The organism is Paenibacillus sp. B01 (genome assembly GCF_009649995.1).
Classification (GTDB): Bacteria; Bacillota; Bacilli; order Paenibacillales; family Paenibacillaceae; genus Paenibacillus_O; species Paenibacillus_O pasadenensis.
Genome location: NZ_CP045802.1, coordinates 303,850 through 329,733 on the forward strand (window position 1 = coordinate 303,850; position 25,884 = coordinate 329,733).

The window sequence follows — 25,884 nt, forward strand, 5'->3', positions numbered from 1 at the left end:
GAAGGTCGAGCCTATGCTGGCTAAACGAATCATCCCTTGCCTGGACGTGAAGGACGGACGCGTCGTCAAAGGCGTCAATTTCGTCAATCTGCGGGACGCCGGCGATCCGGTCGAGCTCGCCTCGCTCTATGACCGCGAGGGGGCCGACGAGCTCGTGTTCCTCGACATCTCCGCCTCGGTCGAAGGGCGGGCGACGATGATCGAGGTCGTGCGCCGCACGGCGGGCGAGATCACGATCCCGTTCACGGTCGGCGGCGGCATCTCGCAGACCGACGACATGAAGCGCATCCTGCGCGCGGGCGCGGACAAGATTGGCATCAACACGGCGGCGGTGCTGAATCCGCAGCTCATCTCCGACGGCGCGCGCCGCTTCGGCTCGCAGTGCATCGTCGTCGCGGTGGACGCCCGCTTCAACCCGGAATGGGGCGAGTGGGAGGTCTACACGCATGGCGGACGGAAGCCGACGGGGCTGCGGGCGCTGGAATGGGTGCGCCGCGCCGAGCAGCTCGGCGCCGGCGAGCTGCTGCTGACGAGCATGGACGCGGACGGCACCAAGGACGGCTTCGACCTCGCGCTGACGCGCGCGGTGTCGCAGTCGGTCGGCATTCCGGTCATCGCCTCGGGCGGCGCGGGACGCAAGGAGCATTTCGGCGAGGTGTTCCGGGAAGCAGGCGCGGACGCGGGACTGGCGGCGACGATTTTCCACTACAAGGAAATGACGATCGCCGAGGTCAAGGACGAGCTGCGGCGGGAAGGAGTGGCGGTGCGATGAGCAAGGATCTTCAGGCGTCAGGCGGGCTCGAGCTCGACCTGAGCCGCATCAGGTACGACGCGGCCGGTCTTGTGCCGGCCGTCGTGCAGGACGCGCTCACCAAGGAAGTGCTCATGCTTGCCTACATGAGCGAGGAATCGCTGCGCCTCTCGCTGGAGAGCGGCGAGACGTGGTACTGGAGCCGCTCCCGCCAGGAGCTGTGGCATAAAGGCGCGACGAGCGGACATACGCAGCGCATCCGCTCGATCCGCTACGACTGCGACGGCGACACGCTGCTCGTGCGCGTCGAGCAGCAGGGACCGGCCTGCCATACCGGCGCGTACAGCTGCTTCCACAACCCGCTGCCGGTCGCGGGCGGAGAGGCGGCAGCGGAAGCGGCGGCCGGCGACCGCTTCGCGATGCTCGGCGAGCTGGAGGGCACGATCGCCCAGCGGTACGCGGAGCGGCCGGACGGCGCGTATACGACGTACCTGTTCGAAAAGGGGCTCGACAAGATCCTCAAGAAGTTCGGCGAGGAGAGCATCGAGGTCGTCGTCGCCGCCAAGAACGGCGACAACGAGGAGCTTCGCGCGGAGGCGGGCGACCTGCTGTTCCACCTCATGGTGCTGCTTCGCGAGCGCGGCTTGCCGCTGGACGACGTCATGGCCGTGCTTCGCGAGCGCCACGGCCAGCCGACGACGAACAGGATGAATAGGTAGCGAGTTCCGGGAGATGCCGGAACGAGAGCGATTAGCAGCGAGCTATGGGAGGTTGCCATAGCGAGAAGCGCTGAGCGGCGAGTTCCGGGAGATGCCGGAACGAGAGCGATTAGCAGCGAGCTATCCCATAGCGAGAAGCGCCTAGCGGCGAAAGGAGCCCATGCATGACGATCCGCATCGACTACCATACCCATCACGAGCGCTGCGGCCATGCCGTCGGCACGCTGGAGGACTATGTGCGCCAAGGCATCCGCAGCGGCCTCGCGCAGATCGGCCTGTCCGACCACATGCCGCTGCTGCATGTCAGGCCGGAGGACTATTTCCCCGAGATGGCCATGCCGATGGAGGAGCTTCCCCGCTACGTCGAGGAGGTGCTCGAGCTGCGGGAGAAATACTGCGGCCAGATCGACATCCGCCTCGGACTCGAGGGCGACTACATCGAGGGCTGCGAGGAGCAGATCCGAGCGATCATCGAAGCGTATCCGTGGGATTACGTCATCGGATCGGTCCATTTCCTCGGGACATGGGACATCACCGACTTCCGGCAGACGGCTGGCTGGGAAGGCCGCGACCGGCTGCAGGTATACGAGCAGTACTACGACGCCGTCATCAAGGCGGCGCGCACCGGCTTTTACGACTACATCGGTCATATCGACGTCATCAAGCGCTTCGGCTACGCGCCGGAGCAGGACGTGGCGCATCTGGAGGATGCCGCGCTGCAAGCGGTCGCGGACGCCGGCATGGCGATCGAGCTCAACGCCTCCGGGCTGCGCATGCCGTGCGCGGAGATGTTCCCGGGACCGCGCATGCTGAGGCGCGCGCATGAGCTCGGCATCCCGGTCACGATCGGCTCCGACTGCCACCAGCCGGAGCGGCTCGAGCAGTACCTGCCCGAAGCGCGCGAGGCGCTGCGCCAGGCCGGCTACACGCAGCTGCTCACGTTCAAGGAGCGCAAGCGCTTCCCGATTCCTTTTTGAAATCTGCGGCTCAGGATGTATAATAGATGTGTCGAACACGCAGAGCTTTAGCAGGATGATGTCAAATTTTTGGTTGGAACGCTCAGGAGGGTATCATGTTTAGCGACAAGTTGCGAATTTTTTCGGGTTCCTCGAACCCGGAGCTGGCGAGGAAGATCAGCGCGGAGCTGGGGCTGCCGCTTGGGGCGATCACGATCTCCCGGTTCAAGAGCGGAGAAGTCTACTGCCACTATGAGGAGACGATCCGGAACTGCCACGTATTCCTGGTGCAGTCGTTCTCCCATCCGATCAACGAGAACCTCGTGGAGCTGCTCGTCATGATCGATGCCGCCAAGCGCGCGTCGGCCAAGACGATCAACATCATCATGCCGTACTACGGCTATGCGCGCCAGGAACGCAAATCCGCGCCGCGCGAGCCGATCTCGGCCAAGATGCTGGCGGACATTCTGACGACCGTCGGGGCGACCCGCATCATCACGATCGACCTTCACGCTCCGGCTATCCAAGGCTTCTTCAACATCCCGGTGGACCATCTGACGGCGCTGGACCTCATCAGCGATCATCTCAAGAGCAAAAACATCAAGAATCCCGTTGTCGTTTCCCCTGATGCCGGACGAGCTTCCACGGCGGAGAAGCTGGCCAACTACCTGGATTCGCCTTTCGCTATCATGATCAAGAAACGCCCGGCCCACAACGAGTCCGTCATCACCCACGTCATCGGCGACGTCGAGGGCCAGACCCCGATCATCATCGAGGATCTGATCGACACCGGCACGACGATCGTCAACGTTGTCGAAGGACTGAAGGAGCGCGGCGCCGAAGACGTCTACGTCTGCGCGACGCATCCGCTGTTCTCGGGCAACGCCTTGCAGAAGCTGGACCATCCGCTCATCAAGGAAGTCGTCGTGACCGACTCCATCGCGCTGCCGGACATTCGTTCGGACCGCTTCAAGGTGCTCTCCGTCGCTCCGATGCTGGCGGACGCCACCAAGATCATCATGCAGGGCGGCTCGATCAGCACCCTGTTCAAAAATGCCGGCATCTGACCGGCCAACCTGCTCTTCCGAAGAACGGAAGGCCACTCGCGGCCTTCCGTTTTTTGACGTTTTCGTTCCTTATTTTCTACCGTGTTAAGCGTTACACGTTATGGTATAATCATGTGCATTCGATTTTAACGGAATCAGAGGAGGTGCCTTGGCGGGTGAAAGAGGACAACAGGGCGGCTGCGGACCAGGCAGCGAAGATTATACCGATCCAATGGGACGCGACGTTCTTCTTCGAGCGCGCAGTGCGCTCGATGGACCGCTATCATTACGACAAGGCGCTGAAATATTTCCGCAAGGCCGTGGAATACGAGCCGGACAATCCGGTCAACCATTGCAATCTGGCCGGAATCCTGTCGGAGACGGGCCAGTACGAGGAATCCAATCGGATCCTGATCGAGATTTTGGAGACGCTGGATCCGTCCATGACGGAATGCTTCTTTTATATGGCCAACAATTACGCCAACATGGAGCAGTATGACAAGGCCGAGCACGCCCTGCTGCGTTATCTCGAGGAGGACGAGGAAGGGCATTACCTCGACGACGCCGAGGAGATGATGGAGCTGCTTCAGTACGAGCTGAAGCGCCCGGCGCCGGCCGTAACGATCAAGGCTCGCCAGGGAACGGCGGAGCATGACCGCGCCCGCTCTCTGCTGGAAGAGGGCCGATTCGCTCAAGCGGCCAAGCTGCTGGAGTCGATTTTGGAGCGGACGCCGGATTTCATGGCGGCGCGCAACAATCTCGCCTTGGCCTACTATTATATGGGCCGTCTCGACCGCGCGATGGAGACGATCCGGGAGGCGCTGGAGCAGGAGGAGGACAACCTTCACGCCCTGTGCAACCTGGCGATCTTCTACCAGCATGCGGACGATCGGGAGCGGCTGGAGCCGCTGACCGATCGGCTGCGCCGAACCGTGCCCTTCCATCAGGAGCATGTGTTCAAGCTGGCGACGACGATGGGCATTCTCGGCGAGCATGAATGCGCCTTGCGCCATTTCCGCCGGCTGCTGAAGGGGGAATCGGGAGAGCATGAGGCTTCGCTCTACCATTATGCGGCGGTAGCGGCCGTGCATTCCGGTCGGCTGGAAGAGGCGCGGCGGTTTTGGCAGCAGGCGGCGCGCCTCGATCCCGAGTCCGATGTGGCCCGGTATTACCTCGAGCAGCTGCCGATGCTGCGCGGGCAGGAAGAGCGGATGACGGCGAGCTACCATTACCACCTGCCCTTCGAGGAGCAGTTCCAGACGTGGGAACGGACGCCGGAAGCGATGCCCGAAGGGATGAGCAGCAATCCGCTCGTGCGCTCCTCGTTTTTCTGGGCGCTGCGCCACGGCGACAGCAAGACGAAGCTGCAGGTCATCCAGGCCTTCGCCGCGATCGGCGACGGAGAGGTGCAGGAAGCGCTGCGGGCGTTTCTGCTGGAGCCGGACGAGGAGGACGATCTGAAGCGCATCGCGCTGTTCGTCCTGCGCAAGCTCGGTGTCGAGGAGCCGGTGCCCGCCGTCTTGTCGGGACGCCGCCGGATGTTCGGCTCGGTGGCCGAGACGGCGTTCGAGGACGGCAGCCCGCTGCCGGATTGGGAGCCGAGCTGGCAGATCGTGCTCGATACCGCTTTCCGCCATATGGGGAAAGAGTACGGCCTGCTGCAGCAGTACGACCTGATGAAGCTCTGGCTCGACTACCTCGTCCGGGTGTATCCGGACGTGCCGCGCATGGCCAAGCCGGAGAGCTGGTCGGCCGCGCTTGAATATTTGACCGCCAAGCAGCATCGCCGGACGGTTTCTTATCAGGAGGTGGCGGAGCGCTACGGCGCGTCCGCGGCGACCGTGAGCAAGCATGCCAAGCGCATTGATGAGATTTGCGGCCATTGGGAAAAGTAACGGATGAACGTTTTATGAAGAATACGCCGCCGCTTTTGACGGATCGCCTCGCTTTGGATTAGAATAATTATAATCAAGCAGGCAACAAGGAGGAGTTTCATCGTGTACAAATCCATCATTATCGGTACCGGACCTTCCGGGCTCACCGCCGCCATCTATCTTGCCCGCGCCAACCTGAATCCGCTCGTCATCGAGGGACCGGAGCCGGGCGGACAGCTGACGACGACGACCGAGGTCGAGAACTTCCCTGGTTTCCCTGACGGCATCCTTGGCCCTGACCTCATGGCCAACATGCGCAAGCAGGCGGAACGGTTCGGCGCCGAATTCCGCACGGGCTGGGTCAACAGCGTCGACCTCTCGCAGCGTCCGTTCAAGCTCCAGGTCGAGGGCCAGGGCGAGCTCGTCGCCGAGTCGCTCATCATCTCCACCGGCGCGTCCGCGCGCTACCTGGGCATCCCGGGGGAAAAAGAAAACGTCGGCCGCGGCGTCAGCACCTGCGCGACCTGCGACGGCTTCTTCTTCCGCGGCAAGAAAATTGTCGTTGTCGGCGGCGGCGACTCCGCGATGGAGGAGGCGAACTTCCTGACGCGCTTCGCGACCGGCGTCGACCTGGTTCATCGCCGCGACGAGATGCGAGCCTCCAAGATCATGCAGGACCGCGCTCGCGACAACGAGAAGATCAGCTTCGCGCTCAACCGCACGCCGCTGGAGGTCGTCGCCGGCCCGCTCGGCGTCACCGGCCTCAAGGTGCGCAACAACGAGACGAGCCAGGAAGAGCTCATCGAGACCGACGGCATCTTCGTCGCGATCGGCCACACGCCGAATACGAAGTTCCTCGGCGGGCAGGTCGACACGGACGATCACGGCTACATCGTCGTGAAGCCGGGCACGACCGAGACGAACGTGCCGGGCGTGTTCGCTTGCGGCGACGTGCAGGACACGAAGTATCGCCAGGCGGTCACCGCCGCGGGCAGCGGCTGCCAGGCCGCTCTGGACTGCGAGAAGTTCCTTGAAGGCTCGATGGTCCATGACTGGAGCCAGTCCCTATAAGCTTGCTTCGGGCGTCCCCATCCTTCCGGATGGCGGACGTTTCTTTTTACGGGGAAAAGCGGATCGCCCTGCGGCTATCGTCGATTTGCAACGTCAGGCGCGAAGGTCGGCGAGAGACGGGGCGGACCCGGTATTGCCTGGTCATGCGGCGGTTTGGACAGCGCCCCGAAGATGCTTCGAGAGCGGTCTCAAAGCTATCCGAGAGCATTCCGAAAGCAATCCGAAAGCAATCCGAAGACGGTCCGAAAGCCCTTCCCGGCGCTCCCGAAAAGCCGCGAGAGGCCAGCTTCGGCGCGGTTCGCCGGGGGGCGTTGTTACCTTGACCTAACCCATGCCTTCGCTTATAGTAGCTAAAGAAGTTAAACTAATTCGTTGAGGTGGCTATCACATGTCAGAGACGATCTACGTTGGAGCAGATATCGGCGGCACCGCCATTAAAGTTGGAGTATGCAGCGCGGCGGGCGAATTGCTCCAGACGTACGAGGGACCGACCGAGGCGAGCCATGGGGCGGACCGCATCGTCGACAATATCGTCAAGTACGTGCGCCATATCGTCGATGCGACCGGACATTCCTGGGAGCAGGTAGGTGGCGTCGGCGTCGGAATCGCCGGATTCCTCGACATTCCGAACGGCATCGTGAAGTTCTCCAACAATTTGAACATACGCAACGTTCCGCTGAAGCAGATGCTCGAGGATCAGCTCGGCGTCATCGTCAAGGTGAACAACGACGCCAACGTGGCCGCGCTTGGCGAGGCGTGGGGCGGAGCCGGCCGCGGCGTGCCGAACTGCGTCTGCTACACGCTCGGCACGGGCGTCGGCGGCGGCGTCATCATCGGCGGCCGCATCTATGAAGGCTACAACGGCATGGCCGGCGAGCTTGGCCATATGTCGATCGTGCCGGATCTCGAAGCGATCCAATGCACCTGCGGCATGACGGGCTGCCTGGAGACGGTCTCCTCGGCGACCGGCATCATCCGCATGGCCAAGGACGCCGTCGCCCGCGGGGACAAGACGAGCCTGTCGCTCGTGCCGAACCTCATGGCCAAGGAAGTCATCGACGCCGCCAAGGAAGGCGACGAGGTGGCGGCCCGCATCGTCAACCGCGCGGCCTACTACCTCGGCCGCTCGATGGCCGCGACGGCGGTCACGCTCAACCCGCAGCGCTTCATCGTCGGCGGCGGCGTCGCCAAGGCCGGAGATTTCCTGTTCGACCAGATCCGCGAGGTGTTCGCCAAGTATACGCAGCCGGAAGCCAAGGAAGGCGTCGAGATCGTCGCGGCCACGCTCGGCAACAATGCCGGCGTCGTCGGAGCGGCCGGCCTCATCCTTCGCTCCTAGTCCGGCCCGCCGCCGCCTCGCGCGGCGGCTTTTCGGCTTGATCCAGCCGCAGGAAGGGGAATCCCGATGGAAACCAACTCACCCCAGCTCGTCATCATTACCGGCATGTCCGGCGCAGGCAAAACGATCGCGGTGCAAAGCCTCGAGGATCTCGGCTTCTTTTGCGTCGACAACCTGCCGCCCGTCCTCATTCCCAAATTCGCGGAGCTGATCGACGGCTCGAGCGGCAAGATCGCCAAGGTCGCGCTCGTCATCGACCTGCGCGGCCGGGAATTCTTCACGGCGCTGGCAGATTCGCTGGAGCATATCCGCACTCATTTCACGATCCCGTACGAGATCCTGTTCCTCGACGCCACCGACAACGTGCTGGTACGCCGCTACAAGGAGAGCCGCCGCCGCCATCCGCTCGCCCCGGAGGGGCTGCCGCTCGACGGCATCGCGATGGAGCGCCGGCTGCTGGAGGAGCTCAAGGACTCGGCGACCCAGATCATCGATACGAGCAATCTCAAGCCCGCCCAGCTCAAGGAAGCGATCATCTCGCGCTTCACGAACCTCAAGCAGTCCCGCTTCTCCGTCAATGTGACCTCGTTCGGCTTCAAGTACGGCATCCCGATCGACGCCGACCTGATCTATGACGTGCGCTTCCTGCCGAACCCGCATTATGTGGATCACCTTCGTCCACGCACCGGACGGGAGCCCGATGTATATGAATATGTTATGAAATGGCCCGATACCCAGACGTTTCTGACCAAGCTGCTGGATATGCTTCAATTCCTCATTCCTTTATACCGCAAGGAAGGCAAGAGCCAGGTCGTCATCGGCATCGGCTGCACGGGAGGCAAGCACCGCTCCGTGGCCATAGCGGAATATCTCGGGCGGATGCTCGGCAGCAGCGAGACGGAGTCGGTCCGGGTCAGCCATCGCGATGCTGACCGCGATCGCCCCTAAGGCGGGAGTGCAATGGCAAGAAAAAGGTCTGCGGACCCGAAAAACCCCAAGATCGTCGTCATCGGAGGCGGGACCGGCCTGTCGGTCATGCTGCGCGGCCTGAAGGAGAAGCCCCTCGACATTACGGCGATCGTCACGGTCGCCGACGACGGCGGCAGCTCCGGCGTGCTGCGCAGCGAGCTGCAGATGCCGCCTCCGGGCGACATCCGCAATGTGCTGATCGCGCTCGCGGACGTGGAGCCGCTGCTTTCCGAGATGCTCCAGTACCGCTTCTCCAATGGCACCGGCCTGGCCGGACATAGCCTGGGCAACCTGATGCTGGCGGCGATGACGGACATCTCCGGCGACTTCGTCACCGGCATCCGCGAGCTGAGCCGCGTGCTTGCCGTGCGCGGCACGGTGCTGCCGGCGTCCGACCAGTCGATCGTGCTCAAGGCGGAGCTCGCGGACGGCTCGATCGTCGAAGGCGAGTCGAGCATTCCGCTGGCGGGCCAGCCGATCAAGCGGGTATTCATCGAGCCGGCGGACGTGGAGCCGCTCGAGGAGGCGTGCCTGGCGATCCAGGAGGCCGACGCCATCCTGATTGGACCGGGCAGCCTGTACACGAGCATCATTCCGAACCTGCTCGTGCCCAAGCTCGCCGACTGCATCGTGCAGTCGAGCGCGATCAAAATTTTCATCTGCAACGTCATGACCCAGCCGGGGGAGACGGACGGCTACTCGGTGAGCGATCATCTGGAGGCGATCGAGCGCCACGTCGGCCACCAGCTGTTCGACTACATCATCGTCAACGACGGCGAGATTCCGCCGCAGGTGCAGGACCGCTATGCCGAGATGGGCGCCCAGGCGGTCCAGCTCGATCTGGACGAGGTGACGCGTCAAGGCTACAAAGTCATCGCCGACCGGCTCGTGCTGTTCCGCACCTACCTGCGGCATGACGCCGTGCGGCTGAGCCATCATATCTACCAGCTCGTCGACAGCTGGATGGACCGAAAGGGGTGAGAGAGGGATGTCCTTCGCCGCTCAAACCAAAAAAGAGCTGACGCTCGTCGAGAACCAGGATGCCTGCTGCGAGCAGGCGGAGCTTTCCGCGCTCATCCGCATGAACGGCTCGGTGCATCTGTCCAGCCGCAAGGTCATTCTGGACATCTCCACCGAGAATGCGGCCATCGCCCGCAGAATCTACAGCCTCATCAAGAAGCTGTTCGACGTGCATACGGAGCTGCTGGTGCGCAAGAAGATGCGGCTTAAGAAGAACAACGTCTACATCGTGCGCATCCCGGCGCGGGTGCAGGAGATCCTCAAGGAGCTGAACATCGTCTCCGAGGGCTTCATGTTCAACCAGGGCATCGACAAGGACATGATCCGCAAGCCATGCTGCAAGCGAGCCTACATGCGCGGCGCGTTCCTCGCCGGCGGCTCGGTCAACAATCCGGAGGGCTCGTCCTACCATCTGGAGATCGCCTGCATGTACGAGGAGCACTGCTCCGCGCTCGTCACGCTCGCCAACAAGTTCGGCCTCAACGCCCGCTGCATCGAGCGCAAGAAGGGCTTCGTCTTTTACATCAAGGAAGGCGAGAAGATCATCGAGCTGCTGAACATCATCGGCGCGCATCAGGCGCTGTTCAAGTTCGAGGATGTCCGCATCATGCGCGACATGCGCAACTCGGTGAACCGGATCGTCAACTGCGAGACGGCCAATCTCAACAAGACGATCGGCGCGGCCGTGCGCCAGATCGACAACATCCGGCTGCTGCAAAAGGAGCTCGGCCTCGAGAACCTGCCCGAGAAGCTGCGGGAGGTGGCGGAGATCCGGCTGCAGCATCCTGACATGAACCTCAAGGAAGTCGGCGAGATGCTCAAGGGCTCCGTCAGCAAGTCCGGGGTCAACCACCGATTGCGCAAGATCGACGAGCTCGCCGAAAAAATCCGGGGAAGCTGAACTTTCATGTTGCGCCGGCCGATGGTATAATGAAAGCAATTGTCACGCAAGGTAAGGTCCGTTCCACCCGGCGGCCCTTTGCAAGAGCATGCCTCACGTTCGCCTTCCGGCGGCCATGCAGCAATGAATTAGGATTAGGGGGTATAGAGTTCATGACAAGACAACCCGTAGTCGTGAGACTGAAGACGGGTCTTCACGCAAGACCGGCCGCGCTCTTCGTCCAGGAAGCGAATAAATTCTCCTCCGAGATCTTTGTCGAGAAGGACGAGAAAAAAGTGAACGCCAAGTCCATCATGGGCATCATGAGCCTTGCCATCAGCTCCGGCACCGAAGTTCACATCAGTGCCGAAGGTTCGGACGCCGAGCAGGCTGTAAACGCTTTAGTATCGCTCGTCAGCAAGGAAGAGCTGGAGAACCAGTAGGTCTCGGCCTGCCGGTCCCCAAGCTTGATTCGCTGCGGCTCCCGAGGCTCCCGATCCGGGGGCTTTTTTTGCGTTTTGGCCATTGGCCGAAGCCCCCGTTGGGAATCCTAACCTGCATGTGCAACATTTTCAGGCGGGCGAGCGTTTCAAAGGACAAACCGAAACGGAGGCGAACAGGTATGGGAAGCAAACAAGGATTCGGCAAGCTGGCAAGTCAAGGCAAGGTGCTGCTGCTGGCGGCCTCGCTGACGGCAGGATCGCTGCTGGCTCTGAACGGAGCCGGCGTGCTGGACTCGGGATCAAAGCCCGTCTATGCGGCGGAGCAAGGAGCGGCGATGGAGAACACGATCGCAGTGCAAGGCGTAGGCAAGCTGTCGGTGGCGCCGGATATCGCGTATGTCACAGCGGGCGTGAACGTGACGGCCAAGACGGCGAAGGAGGCTCAGGCCGGAGCGGCCAAGCGGTACGACGCGGTCGTCAAAATGCTTAAAGGAACCTACAGTCTGGCGGACAAGGATCTGAAGACGACGTCCTACTACGTGCAGCCGCAGTACCGCTACACCGAGAAGGAAGGCCAGGTGCTGACCGGCTATACGGCCACGCATGAGCTGAGCATCTCCTGGCGCAGCATCGACAAGACCGGGGAGCTGCTCGACAGCCTCGGAAGCGCGGGCGCGAACCAGATCAGCGGCGTCTCCTTCGGCACGGAAAAGACGGACGCGTATACGAACGACGCGCTCAAAAAAGCGCTCGACAACGCGCGCGTCAAGGCGGAGGCGCTTGCCGCCGCTGCGGGCCGCTCGCTCGGTCCGGTCGTGAACATCACCGAGAACGGCGCGCAGGCCGTGCCGGTGTACCGCGAGATGGCGCAGATGAAGGCCATGGCTGCCAGCGACAGCGCTTCGACCTCCGTCGAGCCGGGCCAGGTCGACGTGCAAGGCCAGCTGACCGTCGTGTACCAGCTGAAGTAGCATAGCTCTCGGCCAGCCCCGGTCTGCCGCGGCAGCCGCAGCGCCGCGCAGGATGGCCTGCGCGCGTGCCCGCGACGGCCGCGAGAGCGTCGAAACGCAAAGCGCCGCCCCTTCCGATTCGGAAGGGCGGCGCTTTGCCTGTCGCAGCCTGGCTTACAGCTTCTCGATGACCTTGTCGACGAGGCCGTACTCGCGGGCGGCGTCCGCGCTCATGAAGTAGTCGCGGTCGGTGTCCTTCTCAATGCGCTCCAGCGGCTGACCGGAACGCTCGGCGAGAATATGGTTGAGCTTGTCGCGCATCTGGAGGATGCGGCGCGCGCGGATCTCGATGTCGCTGGCCTGGCCTTCGGCTCCGCCGAGCGGCTGATGGATCATGACCTCGCTGTTCGGCAGCGCGTAGCGCTTGCCCTTGGCGCCCGCGGCCAGCAGGAACGCGCCCATCGAGGCGGCCATGCCGACGCAGATCGTCGAGACGTCAGGCTTGATGAACTGCATCGTGTCGTAAATCGCCATGCCGGACGTGATGGAGCCGCCGGGGCTGTTGATGTAAATGGAGATGTCCTTCTCCGGATCGTCGGCGGCGAGGAACAGCAGCTGGGCGATGACGGAGTTGGCGACCATGTCGTTGATGCCGGTACCGAGGAAGATGATGCGGTCCTTGAGCAGCCTCGAGTAGATGTCGTAGGCGCGCTCGCCGCGGTTGCTCTGCTCGATGACCATAGGCACGTAGTTCATGTTCATGTGCAAGTCCCTCCTTATATCCTCATTAAGGTTGTCACTGCAGGTGCTTTTTTCATTCTACGAGAATCGATTGTTAAAGTCAAATTTGGTCAAAGAGGTCGGAGACGGCTTCGCCAAGCCGGTTCAATAGCCCATTTTAACCGGCTCGGGCGCCTCTTAAACGAGGCTTGCAAAAACAAAAAAGGATCGCGCCCTGGAGGGACGCGATCCCATGTATCGGAAAAGCATGATGTGAATGATTGGCGCGCCCGCTAGGAATCGAACCTAGATCTCAGGCTCCGGAGGCCTACGTCATATCCATTGGACCACGGGCGCATGTATGCTTGAAAAGCGTAACGTCTAAGATTGTATAACAGCCTGCCAGAAAAAGCAACACTAACCTGTCCGGCTTCCGGAGGGCTCCGTTTCCCTGCTGCTGCTGGAAAACATTTAGGTCGAAAGGCGTGTCGGCAACCGTTTTCATCGGGTAAAGGTCCCTTGCGGGTCCTCGGCAGAAGGAGTACAATGAGGTTGTGGGACGTTTATTGAATAGCTGGGACATTAATTGTCCCGTACGGATAGCTAACGAGTGGAGTTGGAGCGCTCATGCGCAGCCTTATTGATTTGCAGCGTCAGCTGGTGCCCGATCTGCTGGAGACGGTCCGTCTCCGCTATGGGATTCTCCATCAGGTGCTCGTGGCGGACATGATCGGCCGCCGCTCGCTCGCTTCGGCGCTCGGCATGACCGAGCGGGTGCTTCGGGCCGAGACCGACTTCCTCAAGGAGCAGGGCTTCCTAGAGATCAACGCCTCCGGCATGCGCGTCAGCCAGAGCGGCCGGCGCCTGCTCGAGGAGATGGAGCCGGTGCTGAGCGGACTGCTCGGCCTGTCCAACCTGGAGGAGCAGCTGCGGACGCGCTTCGGCCTGAGCAAGGTCGTCATCGTGCCGGGCGACTCCGACCACTCCGCCAGCACGAAGCGGGAGCTCGGACGCGCCGGGGCGTCCGCCCTGCTGGGACAGCTGCGGGAGGGCGACGTCGTCGCCGTCACCGGCGGCTCCACGCTCGCACAGGTGGCGAGCCATCTTAACGCCCCCGTCCCGCATCCGAGCAATCTGTTCGTGCCGGCCAGGGGCGGGCTCGGAGAGAGCCTGGAGTACCAGGCGAGCACGATCGTCTCGGCGATGGCCAAGCGCACCGGCGCCCAGTACCGGATGCTGCATGTGCCGGACCATCTGAGCGAGGAGGCCTATACGAGCCTCATGCACGAGCCCGGCGTCAAAGAGGTCGTCGGCGTCATCCGCGGAGCCCGCATCGTCATCCACGGCATCGGCGACGCGATGACGATGGCGCGGCGACGGCGAGTGGAATCGGATGTCGTCGAGGAGCTCCGCCAGGAGGGGGCGCTCGCCGAGGCGTGGGGCTACTACTTCGACCGGGCCGGATCCGTCGTGCACAAGATGCCGACCGCCGGCATCCGGCTCGAGGACATCATGACGACCGAGGTTGTCATCGCCGTCGCCGGCGGCAGGTCCAAGGCCGAAGCGATCGCGGCGGTGCTGCGCTTCGGCCACGAGGATGTGCTCGTGACCGACGAGGCGGCCGCGCTGGAGATCGCCGCGATGGCAGACTAGACCGGCGATCCGCGTCGCAACCGCGACCGTGAATGAAGGCGAAGCGGGCTCTGCGCCTGACAGGGGCAGGGCCGAGCGCTTCGCGTTGAAGGATCATGCAGGACCATCACCTAATTTCAGGAGGTTTTCAACCATGGTAAAAGTTGGTATTAACGGATTCGGACGTATCGGACGCAACGTATTCCGCGCCGCTCTGAACAGCAGCGAAGTTCAAATCGTCGCCGTCAACGACCTGACCGACACGAAAACGCTGGCTCACCTGCTCAAATACGACACGACGCACGGCGTGCTGGACGCGACCGTCGAAGCCAAAGAAGGCGCGCTGATCGTCAACGGCCGCGAAATCAAAGTGTTCGCCGAGCGCAATCCGGAAAACCTGCCTTGGTCCTCCGTCGGCGCTGAGATCGTCGTCGAGTCGACGGGCATCTTCACGGCGAAGGAAAAAGCCGAGCTTCACCTGAAAGGCGGCGCGAAAAAAGTCATTATCTCCGCTCCGGCTACGAACGAAGACATCACGATCGTCATGGGCGTCAACGAAGAGAAATACGACGCGGCTTCCCATACGGTCATTTCCAACGCTTCCTGCACGACGAACTGCCTGGCGCCTTTCGCCAAAGTCCTGAACGACAAGTTCGGCATCGTCAAAGGCATGATGACGACGGTCCACTCCTACACGAACGACCAGTCCGTGCTGGACGTGCCGCACAAGGACCTGCGCCGCGCCCGCGCTGCCGCAGAGAACATCATTCCTTCCTCGACGGGCGCTGCCAAAGCCGTCTCCCTCGTTCTGCCTGAGCTGAAAGGCAAGCTGAACGGCATGGCGATGCGCGTGCCGACGAAAAACGTGTCCGTAACGGATCTCGTCGCCGAAGTGAAAAGCAACGTCACGGTAGAAGAAGTCAACGCGGCCCTCAAAGAAGCGGCTGAAGGCCCGCTGAAAGGCATCCTGTACTTCTCCGACGAGCCGCTCGTATCGAGCGACTACAACGGCAACCCGGCTTCCTCCACGATCGACGGCCTGTCCACGATGGTCGTTGAAGGCAACATGGTCAAAGTCGTGTCCTGGTACGACAACGAGTGGGGCTACTCCAACCGTGTTATCGACCTGGCGGCTTACATCGCCTCCAAAGGGCTGTAAGAAGCGGCGCTTAACTGCATAGACAGCGGTAAGGTTAAAGAGGAGAGGCGAGCGTTTCGTTCTCCTCTTTAACGATGTTTAACCCATAGAAACCTATATATCGGGAGGGCGAGCAGCTGTGAGCAAAAAAAGTGTTCGTGATGTGGAAGTAGCAGGAAAGCGCGTCTTCGTGCGCGTCGATTTCAACGTGCCGATGGAAGACGGCGCGATCACCGACGATACCCGGATCCGCGAGACGCTGCCGACGATCCAGCATCTCATCGAAGGCGGCGCGCGCGTCATCCTGGCGGCCCACTTCGGCCGTCCGGGCGGAGAAGTCAAGGAAGAGCTGCGCCTGACCCCGGTCGCGGCGCGCCTGTCCGAGCTGATCGGCAAGCCGGTCGCCAAGGCGGACGACACCGCCGGTCCGGACGCCCAGGCTAAAGCCGCGGCGCTCCAGGACGGCGACGTGCTGCTGCTGGAGAACACGCGCTTCAACGCCGGCGAGGAGAGCAACGATCCGGAGTTCGCCAAGCAGCTGGCTTCCCTGGCCGACCTGTACGTCAACGACGCGTTCGGCGCCGCGCACCGCGCGCATGCTTCCACGGAAGGCATCGCTCATCTGCTCCCGGCCGTATCCGGCCTGCTGATGGAGAAGGAGCTGGACGTGCTCGGCAAAGCCCTGAACAATCCGGAGCGTCCGTTCACCGCGATCGTCGGCGGCTCCAAGGTGAAGGACAAGATCGACGTCATCAACAAGATGATCGAGATCGCCGACAACATCCTCATCGGCGGCGGCCTGAGCTACACCTTCTTCAAGGCGCAAGGCCATGAGATCGGCCAGTCGCTCGTCGACAACTCCAAGCTGGACCTGGCGCTCGAGTTCATCGAGAAGGCCAAGAAGCTCGGCAAGAACTTCCTGCTGCCGGTCGACATCGTCGTCACCGACGAGTTCAGCAAGGACGCCAACACGAACATCGTCGGCGTCGACGGCATCCCTTCCGACTGGGAAGGCATCGACATCGGACCGAAGACGCGCGAGCTGTACGCGAACGTGATCAAGGACTCCAAGCTGGTCGTCTGGAATGGACCGATGGGCGTGTTCGAGATCGAGCCGTTCTCCCACGGCACGCGCGCCGTCGCTCAGGCTTGCGCCGAAACGGCGGGCTACACGGTCATCGGCGGCGGCGACTCCGCGGCGGCGGCCGAGAAGTTCGGCCTTGCGGACAAGATGGACCACATCTCCACCGGCGGCGGAGCATCCCTCGAATTCATGGAAGGCAAAGCCCTCCCGGGCGTTGTCGCCCTTAACGACAAGTAGAGAGGAGAACAACCCATGGCAAGAACCCCGATCATCGCAGGCAACTGGAAAATGTTCAAGACCGTCTCCGAGGCGGTCTCCTTCTTCAACGAAGCGAAAGGCGGCGCTGAGGTCGATGGCGTCGAGAGCGTCATCTGCGCTCCGTTCACGACCCTTCCGGCTCTCGTCGAAGCGGCCAAAGGCACTTCCATCGCCATCGGCGCGCAAAACCTGCACTTCGAGGACAACGGCGCGTACACCGGCGAAATTTCCGGCGTCATGCTGGCCGATCTCGGCGTGAAGTACGTCATCGTCGGCCACTCCGAGCGCCGCGCGTACTTCGGAGAGACGGACGAGATCGTGAACAAGAAGGTCGTCGCGGCGTTCAAGCACGGCCTGACTCCGATCCTGTGCGTCGGCGAGAAGCTCGAGGAGCGCGAGGCCGGCGAGACGAAGGACGTCTGCAAAGTGCAGACGGAGGGCGGCCTGAAAGGCCTGACGGCGGAGCAGGCGGCCGAGACCGTCATCGCCTACGAGCCGATCTGGGCGATCGGCACGGGCAAGTCGTCCACGGCCGAGGATGCCGAGGACGTCATCGCCTATATCCGCCAGGTCGTCGCAGGGCTGTACGACCAAGCGACGGCGGATGCGGTCCGCATCCAGTACGGCGGCAGCGTGAAGCCGGCCAACGTCAAGGAATATCTCGGCCAAGCGAACATCGACGGCGCGCTCGTCGGCGGCGCCAGCCTGGAGCCGGCTTCCTACATCGCCCTCGTCGAGGGGGCGAAGTAAGATGGCTCCCAAACCGGTTGCGCTCATCATCATGGACGGATTCGGCCTTCGCAGCGACATCGTCGGCAATGCCGTCGCGCAGGCGAACAAGCCGAACTATGACCGCTTCCTCGCGGAATATCCGAACACGACGCTGACCGCTTGCGGCGAGGCGGTCGGCTTGCCGGAGGGCCAGATGGGCAACTCCGAGGTCGGCCATCTCAACATCGGCGCCGGCCGCATCGTCTACCAGGATCTGACCCGCATCACCAAGTCGATCCGCGACGGAGAGTTCTACGACAACGACACGCTGATCGGCGCCGTGCGCCACGCCAAGCTGAACGGCAAAAAGCTGCATCTGTACGGCCTCGTCAGCGACGGCGGCGTCCATAGCCATATCGCGCATCTGTTCGCGCTGCTGGAGCTGGCCAAAAAGGAAGGGCTGGAGCAAGTGTACATCCATGCCTTCCTTGACGGCCGCGACGTCGCGCCGGACAGCGCGGTCGGCTACCTGACCGAGCTGCAGGGCAAAATCGAGGAGCTCGGCATCGGCCGCATCGCGACCGTGCAGGGCCGCTACTACGCGATGGACCGCGACAAGCGCTGGGAGCGCGTCGAGAAATCGTACCGCGCGATGGTGTACGGAGACGGCCCGCAGTACACGGACCCGATCCTGGCGGTGCGCGAGTCGTACGAGAAATCCGTCTTCGACGAGTTCGTCATGCCGACGGTCATCGTCGAGGCGGACGGACAGCCGGTCGCGCTGGTCGAGTCCGAAGACGCGGTCGTGTTCTTCAACTTCCGCCCGGACCGCGCGATCCAGCTGTCGCAGGTGTTCACCAACGAAGACTTCCGCGGCTTCGACCGCGGGGACAAGGCTCCGGCCAACCTGTACTTCGTCTGCCTGACGCTGTTCAGCGAGACGGTCGGCGGCTTCGTCGCCTACAAGCCCAAAAACCTCGACAACACGTTCGGCGAGGTGCTCGTGCAGAACGGCAAGACGCAGCTGCGCATCGCCGAGACGGAGAAGTATCCGCATGTGACGTTCTTCTTCAGCGGCGGCCGCGACCAGGAGCTGCCGGGCGAGACGCGCGTGCTCATCAACTCGCCGAAGGTCGCCACGTACGACCTCAAGCCGGAGATGAGCGCCTACGAGGTGGCCGACGCCGCCGTGCGCGAGATCAACTCGGACAAGCATGACGCGATCATCCTGAACTTCGCCAACCCCGACATGGTCGGCCACTCCGGCATGCTGGAGCCGACGATCAAGGCGGTCGAGGCGACGGACGAATGCATGGGACGCGTCGTCGACGCGGTGCTGGCCAAGGGCGGCGTCGTGCTCATCACGGCCGACCACGGCAACGCGGACATGGTCATCGGACCGGACGGACGCCCGTTCACGGCGCATACGACGAATCCGGTGCCGCTGATCGTCACGCAAAAAGGCGTGCAGCTGCGCGAGGGCGGCATCCTCGCCGACATCGCGCCGACGCTGCTCGACCTGATGGAGCTGCCCAAGCCGGCCGAGATGACCGGCCTGAGCCTCATCCGCCCGAGCTGACGGCGGTTGCGGCCGACAGGCGCGGGCCTTTCGGCCCGCGCCTTCGCCCGCACTCGTTCCGCGGCTGGCAATCGGTTATACTGGTTACAGCCTGCTACAACCAACTCAATTCCTTGAAGGAGTGTTCAAACTATGTCTATCATCGTTGACGTATACGCACGCGAAGTGCTCGACTCCCGCGGCAACCCGACCGTCGAAGTCGAAGTATCCCTCGAATCCGGCGGCAAAGGCCGCGCGATCGTTCCGTCCGGCGCCTCCACCGGCGCTTACGAAGCTGTCGAGCTTCGTGACGGAGACAAAGGCCGCTACCTCGGCAAAGGCGTCCTGAAAGCCGTCGAGAACGTAAACACGCTGATCGCTCCGGAAATCATCGGCCTCGACGCGCTCGACCAAGTGCTGATCGACCGCAAGATGATCGAGCTGGACGGCACGCACAACAAAGGCAAGCTGGGCGCGAACGCGATCCTGGCCGTGTCGATGGCGGTGGCGCGCGCGGCTGCGGACGCGCTGGACGTGCCTCTCTACACGTACCTGGGCGGCTTCAACGCCAAGGTGCTGCCGGTGCCGATGATGAACATCATCAACGGCGGCGAGCATGCCGACAACAACGTCGACGTGCAGGAGTTCATGGTGCTGCCGGTCGGCGCGGAAAGCTTCAAGGAAGCGCTGCGCATCGGCGCCGAGATCTTCCACAGCCTGAAGTCCGTCCTCAAGGACAAAGGCCTGAACACGGCTGTCGGCGACGAAGGCGGCTTCGCGCCGAACCTCGGCTCCAACGAAGAGGCGATCACGACGATCATCTCCGCCATCGAGCGCGCGGGCTACAAGCCGGGCGAGGACGTCTTCCTCGGCATGGACGTCGCCTCCACGGAGTTCTACAAGGACGGCAAGTACCACCTCGAGGGCGAAGGCAAGTCCTACACGTCGGCTGAATTCGTGGACCTGCTCGCCGAGTGGGCGGACAAGTACCCGATCCTCACGATCGAGGACGGCTGCTCCGAGGACGACTGGGAGGGCTGGAAGCTGCTCACCGACAAGCTGGGCGGCAAAGTGCAGCTCGTCGGCGACGACCTGTTCGTGACGAACACCGAGCGCCTGGCGGACGGCATCGACAAAGGCGTGGGCAACTCGATCCTCGTCAAGGTCAACCAGATCGGCTCGCTGACCGAGACGTTCGACGCGATCGAAATGGCGAAGCGCGCCGGCTACACGGCGGTCATCTCCCACCGCTCCGGCGAGAGCGAGGACAGCACGATCGCCGACATCGCCGTAGCGACGAACGCCGGCCAGATCAAGACGGGCGCTCCGTCCCGCACGGACCGCGTCGCCAAGTACAACCAGCTGCTCCGCATCGAGGACCAGCTCGGCTCCACGGCCCAGTACGCCGGCCGCAGCGCGTTCTACAACCTCAAAAGCTTCAAGAAATAGAGCTCTCTCATCCTGTCCGCCTTGTGCGGACAGGATTTTTTTAGGTTCGTTAGGCCAAAATCACAAACAAACGGCGCAAAAACCGGCATAGCCCGCCGTTCCCTGAAAACGCTATACTGAGGCTAGGCTAGACGAACCTATCGAACAGGCGGTGTTTAAGCGATGGCAAAACCTCAAGTCGGACTGCAGCTGTATACGCTGCGCGACCAGACGGAAAAAGACTTCCTCGGCACGATCCGCAAGGTCGCTGATATGGGCTATAAGTACGTGGAATTCGCGGGCTACTTCAACACGAGCCCGGCGGATCTGAACAAGGTGCTGGAGGAGACGGGCATCCAAGCGGTGTCCGCGCATGTCGGCCTGAACTTCAACGATCCGAACAAGATGGAGGCGGACCTGGCGGAGCAGATCGAGTACGCAAAGGCGATCGGCCTCAAGTATCTGATTACGCCGTGGGCTCCGCTGCCGGAAAACCCGCAGCTGGAGGACGTGGACAGCCTGGCCTCGACGCTTGAGAAGGCGGCCCGCCAGGTGAAGGAGGCCGGCCTGATCTACGGCTATCACAACCATGACTTCGAGTTCAAGCAAGTCGACGGAACTCCGGTCATCGACCTGCTGCTGCAAAAAATTCCGGCCGACCTCATGATCATGGAGTTCGACCTCGGCTGGGTGCATATGGGCGGCCAATCGCCGGTCGAATACGTGCAGCGCTACGCAGGACGCACCCCGATCGCGCATCTGAAGGACTTCGGCGTCGGACGCCGCGACACCGAGGTCGGCAGCGGCTCGGTCGAGTTCGACCCGGTATTCGCGATCGCCGAGGAAGCCGGCATCGAATATTTCATCGTGGAGCAGGAGGAGTTCGCCAGCTCCTCGCTCGAAAGCGCCAAGCTGAGCCTCGACTATTTGCGCGGCAAAGGCTACTAGGCCCGCGGACGCAGCCCTTCCGCAGGAAGCCCGTTCGGACCGGTAGGGTTCGGACGGGCTTTTTCGGAGCGGAAAGGACGCGCTTGTTTCCACAGGCCTGGCTATGGTACAATGAAACCGCTGTTTATGATTTGGTTTTGCCCATGCAAGCCGCTTGCTGGCCGCAGGAGACGGCCTGCATGTGCAAAACTCATAGCGGCAGGCAGCCGGGAGGCTGTACGAAGGCTGGGAGGTAACGTACGCATGGATATTTTCCTGAAGATTCTGCTCGTGATTTTTTCCCTCGGACTGATTGCGGTAGTTCTGCTGCAAAAAGGTAAGAGCGCTGGCCTCTCCGGAGCGATTTCCGGCGGAGCGGAGCATCTGTTCGGCAAGCAGAAGGCGCGCGGCCTGGACCTGTTCCTGCAGCGCCTGACGATCGGGCTCGCCGCCGGATTCTTCATCGTCGCGCTGCTGGTCGCCTACCTGAAATAGCACGGAATACAGCCTTGAGGAAGCGGGGGAATCCCCGCTTTTTCTTTATATTCCGGAACGTTGGCGGTTGATGAGGCCCGAATTCGTGTATACTATCAAGGAGATAGAAGTGGCTGGATCTGCCAGGATAGCAGGACGGGTCCTTACGGCACGAGGTGAGAAGGAGAACATGACCATCGAACATCAAACATTGCTCGACTTGATGAACCAGCCGGCTTACAAGCCGATGACGTATCAAGAACTGGAACGGCAGCTCGGCATCGACAACGCCTCCGATTTCAAGGCGTTCCTGAAGCTGCTCAATGAGCTGGAGGATCAAGGAGCGATCTTCCGCAACGACGCAGGCGCATACGGCCTGCCGCAGCATATGGACCTGCTCAAGGGCCGCCTTCAGGTGCATGCCAAAGGCTTCGCGTTCCTGCTGCCCGAGGACAAGACCCACCCCGACGTCTATATCGGGGCGAACGATCTGAACACCGGCATGAACGGCGACACCGTGCTCGTCCGCGTCCAGACGCGCGGACCGGGCGGCGGACGCATGGAAGGGGAAGTCGTGCGCGTCGCCGAGCGGGCCGTCAAGCAGTTCGTCGGCACGTTCGAGAGCCATGAGAGCTTCGGCTTCGTCTCGCCGGACGACAAGCGCCTCGGCCGCGACATCTTCATCCCGCAAGGCTCGTTCGGCGGAGCGGTGACCGGCATGAAGGTCGTCGTCGACATCACGCACTACCCGCAGGGCCGCGCCGCGGCTCAGGGCGAGGTCGTGGAGGTGCTCGGACACAAGAACGATCCTGGCGTCGACATCCTGTCGATCATCCGCAAGCATCAGCTGCCGGAGAGCTTCCCGGACGACGTGATGGCGGAGGCCGAGGCGGCTCCCGACTCCATCACGGAGGAGGAGATCGTCAGCCAGGGCCGGCGCGACCTGCGCGCCAAGACGATCGTCACGATCGACGGCGAGGACGCCAAGGACCTCGACGACGCGGTCAACGTCGAGCGGCTGCCGAACGGCAACTACCTGCTCGGCGTCCACATCGCCGACGTCAGCTACTACGTCCGCGAGCGCAGCGCGCTCGACCAGGAAGCGTACCGCCGCGGCACGAGCGTCTACTTGACCGACCGCGTCATCCCGATGCTGCCGCATCGGCTGTCCAACGGCATCTGCTCGCTGCATCCGCAGGTCGACCGGCTGACGATGAGCTGCGAGATGGAGTTCGACGCCTCGACGCTGAAGCGCGTGCGCCACGACATCTTCACGAGCGTCATCCGTTCCAAGGAACGCATGTCGTATACGAACGTGCGCAAGATTCTGACTCCGGTGGAGGAAGAGACGGCGGAAGCGATCGTGGCGGACGAGTCTCTGGAGCCGTTGCAAGCGTCTCAGGCGGACTTCGCGTCCGACGAGGCGGAGTTCGACCCGAGCCTGAGCGCGCCGGCCGAAAAGCTGCCTCCGGGCGGCATGGGCACGATCGTCGCCGACGATGACGGCGGCGTGCCGCGCCAAGCGGAGGAGGAAGAGGAGCCGTTCGTCGAGGCCTCGAGCGACGAGGACGAGGATGAAGGCGTCCGTCAGCCGGAGCGGCTGAGCCGTCCGTCGGACATGGGCCTCATCATTCCCGGAGGCGATGCCGGCAGTCCGGGCGAAAATGCCGACGAGGAGTTCGCTGCCGATGACGAGCAGGATGCTCCGGCCGCGCAGGCGGACGACGGCGAGCCGTATCCGCTGCGCGGAGCCGGAGCCGGCGGACCGACGCGCTCCCGCGAGTCGGACAATCCTTGGATGGCGCAGGAAGCGCAGCCGGTCATCAACAACAAGCCGATCCGCAAGGCGGAGAAGGTGCGCACGCGGCAGGAGGACTTCGACCAGCTGGACGCCTTTGCCGGCGGACAGGCTCCGGCTTCTCAGCCGGCCGAGACGGATGCCGAGCGCGAAGCGCGGCTCGCCGCCGAGCGCCAGGACCGCGCCGAGCGGCGCGCGGAGCGCGAGCAGCTGCTGGAGCGCTATGCCGAGCTCGTGCCGACGTTCCAGCTGATGGAGGAGCTCGCGATGAAGCTCCGCCGCCAGCGCATGAACCGCGGCGCGATCGACTTCGATTTTTCGGAATCGAAGATTCTCGTGGACGACGAAGGCAAGCCGACCGACATCATCAAGCGCGATCGCACGATCGCCGAGATGATCATCGAGGAGTTCATGCTGGCGGCGAACGAGACGGTGTCCGAGCATTTCTTCTGGCTCAAGGTGCCGTTCCTCTACCGGGTGCACGAGAATCCGGAGGGCGAGAAGCTGATGACGTTCATCCAGATCGCCTCGAACTTCGGCTACTCGGTGCGCGGCAAGAACAACACGGTCCATCCCAAGGCGCTGCAGTCGCTGCTCGAGGAGATCAAGGGCACCAAGGAAGCAACGGTGCTTTCGACGATGATGCTGCGCTCGATGAAGCAGGCGCGCTACGATGCCCAGAGCCTCGGCCACTACGGCCTGGCGGCGGAGTACTACAGCCACTTCACGTCGCCGATCCGGCGCTATCCGGACCTGGTGATCCACCGGATCATCCGCGAGGTGCTGGAAAATGGCGGCACGCTGTCCGAAGCCCGCATCGAGGCGCTTGCCGCCCGCATGCCGGACATCGCCCAGCAGTCGTCGGAGCGCGAGCGCGTGGCGGTCGACGCCGAGCGGGATACGGATCAACTCAAGAAATGCGAGTTTATGCTCGATAAAGTAGGAGAAGAGTTCACGGGCCTCATCAGCAGCGTGACCGGCTTCGGAATTTTCGTGGAGCTGCCGAACACGGTAGAAGGTCTCATAAGGCTAAGCAGCCTGAACGACGATTACTACCACTTTGACGATCAGCAGATGATCCTCATCGGTGAGCGCACCTCCAACATGTATCGCATCGGAGACGAGGTGAAAGTGCGCGTGGAGCGGGTAGATATGGATGATCATCAGATTGACTTCGCGATGGTCGAAGGTGGTTCGCGCGGAGCCGCTCAAGGAGGCGGAGCGCGCGGGAAGGGCCGCGGAGCCAAAGGGCGCCGCGGCAAGGAAGCCGCCGGCCGTGCAGGCGGCCAGCAAGGCGGCGCAGCCGCCGGGCGCGCCGGCGCAGCCGCCGGGCGCGCCGGCGCAGGCGGCAGGCCCGCCGCGCAGGGCGGCGGGTCGCCGGCAGCGCCGGCGAGCGGCGCGCGTCCGAGCGCGCAGCGCGGACGCGGAGCCGGCGAAGCCGGCGGCCGCGGCCCGGGCGGAGCCGGGCGCGGTCCTCGCGGGGCGGCGGCGGCAGAGGCCGCCGCGACAGCGGGTTCGGCCCTAACGGCTGGCGGGGCAGCATGCCGGAGGATATCCCGAACGTGCGGGATGACAACCCTTGGAGCGTGCGCGAGGGCGGCAAGATCGAGAGCACGAAGCGCACGGACATGTGGGGCTTGCCGGTGCCGCCGGCCAGCCTCGGCAACCGTGGCGGTCGTCCGGGCGCAGGCCCGGCAGCGGACCGCAGCCGCGGACGCGGGCCGTCTCCGGACGGCGCGCCGCGCGGCGGACGCCCTAAGGGCGGACGCGGTCCGACGATCAGCGGGGCTTCCGCTGCAGAGGGCCAGACGGCCGCAGGCGTGCCGCAGGAGCAGGCCTCCGGCGGAGCCAAGGCGAAGCGCAAGCGCCGCAAAGGCAGCAGCACGGCGCCGTCCATCCGCGAAGTGACGCGGGCGGACATCGCCGATCTGTTCCGGGACATGGATCCGGAATCGCGCGCTTCCGTCACGCCGGACGCGGTTCCGGCCGAGGGCGGCTCCAAGCGCAGCCGTTCGCGCCGCAAGAAGAACAAAGGCGCCGCAGGCGCTCCGCCGGTGAGCGGCGGCGATGCGGGAACGAATCCGAGCTCCGCGCCTCAGGGCGGATCGGACTCCGCGGAGTAAGCAGACATGGACAGG

General features: G+C 63.2%; 23 protein-coding genes and 1 tRNA gene. 22 read left to right on the top strand and 2 right to left on the bottom strand.

From position 1 onward, the window contains the following. Positions 1–13 precede the first annotated feature (13 nt). From hisF to GE073_RS01435, 12 genes are all read left to right on the top strand, one after another. Complete coding sequence (gene hisF / locus GE073_RS01380) at positions 14–772, top strand: imidazole glycerol phosphate synthase subunit HisF (RefSeq protein WP_153782582.1); 759 nt, start codon at positions 14–16, stop codon at positions 770–772. Beyond that, positions 769–1,470: a bifunctional phosphoribosyl-AMP cyclohydrolase/phosphoribosyl-ATP diphosphatase HisIE gene (gene hisIE, locus GE073_RS01385; protein ID WP_028599286.1), complete on the top strand. Its 702-nt coding sequence runs from the start codon at positions 769–771 to the stop codon at positions 1,468–1,470. Before hisF ends, hisIE begins: the two co-directional genes overlap by 4 nt. A gap of 170 nt (positions 1,471–1,640) precedes the next feature. Beyond that, complete coding sequence (hisJ, locus tag GE073_RS01390) at positions 1,641–2,447, top strand: histidinol-phosphatase HisJ (protein ID WP_153784632.1); 807 nt, start codon at positions 1,641–1,643, stop codon at positions 2,445–2,447. A 95-nt stretch (positions 2,448–2,542) separates the two neighbouring features. Further along, positions 2,543–3,493 (top strand): ribose-phosphate diphosphokinase, encoded by a 951-nt coding sequence (locus GE073_RS01395; protein ID WP_028599288.1) that lies wholly within the window; start codon positions 2,543–2,545, stop codon positions 3,491–3,493. A 155-nt stretch (positions 3,494–3,648) separates the two neighbouring features. Then, positions 3,649–5,367: a tetratricopeptide repeat protein gene (locus GE073_RS01400; RefSeq protein ID WP_153782583.1), complete on the top strand. Its 1,719-nt coding sequence runs from the start codon at positions 3,649–3,651 to the stop codon at positions 5,365–5,367. 102 nt (positions 5,368–5,469) lie between these two features. Continuing rightward, a complete protein-coding gene (trxB, locus tag GE073_RS01405) occupies positions 5,470–6,417 on the top strand; it encodes a thioredoxin-disulfide reductase (protein ID WP_028599289.1) in 948 nt (315 codons plus the stop codon). Positions 6,418–6,805: 388 nt separating this feature from the next. After that, on the top strand, positions 6,806–7,756 hold the full coding sequence (locus GE073_RS01410; protein ID WP_028599290.1) for an ROK family glucokinase: 951 nt from the start codon (positions 6,806–6,808) through the stop codon (positions 7,754–7,756). Between the two features lie 66 nt (positions 7,757–7,822). Continuing rightward, positions 7,823–8,704, top strand: a complete 882-nt coding sequence (gene rapZ, locus GE073_RS01415; RefSeq protein WP_028599291.1) for an RNase adapter RapZ — start codon at positions 7,823–7,825, stop codon at positions 8,702–8,704. A gap of 12 nt (positions 8,705–8,716) precedes the next feature. Beyond that, positions 8,717–9,706: a gluconeogenesis factor YvcK family protein gene (locus GE073_RS01420; protein ID WP_028599292.1), complete on the top strand. Its 990-nt coding sequence runs from the start codon at positions 8,717–8,719 to the stop codon at positions 9,704–9,706. A gap of 7 nt (positions 9,707–9,713) precedes the next feature. Continuing rightward, positions 9,714–10,646, top strand: a complete 933-nt coding sequence (gene whiA / locus GE073_RS01425) for a DNA-binding protein WhiA (RefSeq protein WP_028599293.1) — start codon at positions 9,714–9,716, stop codon at positions 10,644–10,646. 152 nt (positions 10,647–10,798) lie between these two features. Continuing rightward, positions 10,799–11,068 (top strand): HPr family phosphocarrier protein, encoded by a 270-nt coding sequence (locus tag GE073_RS01430; RefSeq protein WP_028599294.1) that lies wholly within the window; start codon positions 10,799–10,801, stop codon positions 11,066–11,068. 179 nt (positions 11,069–11,247) lie between these two features. Then, positions 11,248–12,039 carry an SIMPL domain-containing protein gene (locus tag GE073_RS01435; protein WP_052333329.1) on the top strand — a complete coding sequence of 264 codons (792 nt, stop codon included), beginning with the start codon at positions 11,248–11,250 and terminating at the stop codon, positions 12,037–12,039. Between the two features lie 153 nt (positions 12,040–12,192). Here GE073_RS01435 and clpP read toward each other — a convergent pair whose 3' ends face one another. Continuing rightward, the gene (gene clpP, locus GE073_RS01440; RefSeq protein WP_028599296.1) at positions 12,193–12,774 is read right to left on the bottom strand and encodes an ATP-dependent Clp endopeptidase proteolytic subunit ClpP; all 582 of its coding nucleotides are present in this window, start codon (positions 12,772–12,774) and stop codon (positions 12,193–12,195) included. Between the two features lie 246 nt (positions 12,775–13,020). Next, a tRNA-Arg gene (locus tag GE073_RS01445) sits at positions 13,021–13,095 on the bottom strand. A gap of 270 nt (positions 13,096–13,365) precedes the next feature. Between GE073_RS01445 and GE073_RS01450 the strand changes: the two genes are divergently transcribed. From GE073_RS01450 to GE073_RS01495, 10 genes are all read left to right on the top strand, one after another. Next, the gene (locus GE073_RS01450) at positions 13,366–14,391 is read left to right on the top strand and encodes a sugar-binding transcriptional regulator (protein WP_028599297.1); all 1,026 of its coding nucleotides are present in this window, start codon (positions 13,366–13,368) and stop codon (positions 14,389–14,391) included. A 133-nt stretch (positions 14,392–14,524) separates the two neighbouring features. Further along, positions 14,525–15,529, top strand: a complete 1,005-nt coding sequence (gap, locus tag GE073_RS01455; RefSeq protein ID WP_028599298.1) for a type I glyceraldehyde-3-phosphate dehydrogenase — start codon at positions 14,525–14,527, stop codon at positions 15,527–15,529. A gap of 118 nt (positions 15,530–15,647) precedes the next feature. Then, positions 15,648–16,829 (top strand): phosphoglycerate kinase, encoded by a 1,182-nt coding sequence (locus GE073_RS01460; RefSeq protein WP_028599299.1) that lies wholly within the window; start codon positions 15,648–15,650, stop codon positions 16,827–16,829. A gap of 15 nt (positions 16,830–16,844) precedes the next feature. Beyond that, entirely contained in the window at positions 16,845–17,600 is a 756-nt protein-coding gene (gene tpiA / locus GE073_RS01465) for a triose-phosphate isomerase (protein ID WP_028599300.1), read from the top strand. A gap of 1 nt (position 17,601) precedes the next feature. Next, positions 17,602–19,140, top strand: a complete 1,539-nt coding sequence (gene gpmI, locus GE073_RS01470; RefSeq protein ID WP_153782585.1) for a 2,3-bisphosphoglycerate-independent phosphoglycerate mutase — start codon at positions 17,602–17,604, stop codon at positions 19,138–19,140. Between the two features lie 132 nt (positions 19,141–19,272). Then, positions 19,273–20,568 (top strand): phosphopyruvate hydratase, encoded by a 1,296-nt coding sequence (eno, locus tag GE073_RS01475; protein ID WP_028599302.1) that lies wholly within the window; start codon positions 19,273–19,275, stop codon positions 20,566–20,568. 162 nt (positions 20,569–20,730) lie between these two features. Next, positions 20,731–21,495, top strand: coding sequence for a sugar phosphate isomerase/epimerase family protein (locus GE073_RS01480; RefSeq protein WP_028599303.1), 765 nt, complete (start codon positions 20,731–20,733; stop codon positions 21,493–21,495). A gap of 243 nt (positions 21,496–21,738) precedes the next feature. Further along, a complete protein-coding gene (gene secG / locus GE073_RS01485) occupies positions 21,739–21,969 on the top strand; it encodes a preprotein translocase subunit SecG (RefSeq protein WP_028599304.1) in 231 nt (76 codons plus the stop codon). A gap of 169 nt (positions 21,970–22,138) precedes the next feature. Next, positions 22,139–25,654: an RNB domain-containing ribonuclease gene (locus GE073_RS01490; RefSeq protein ID WP_153782586.1), complete on the top strand. Its 3,516-nt coding sequence runs from the start codon at positions 22,139–22,141 to the stop codon at positions 25,652–25,654. Further along, a complete protein-coding gene (locus GE073_RS01495) occupies positions 25,567–25,869 on the top strand; it encodes a hypothetical protein (RefSeq protein ID WP_153782587.1) in 303 nt (100 codons plus the stop codon). The genes GE073_RS01490 and GE073_RS01495 overlap by 88 nt, the downstream gene beginning before the upstream one ends. Positions 25,870–25,884 lie beyond the last annotated feature (15 nt).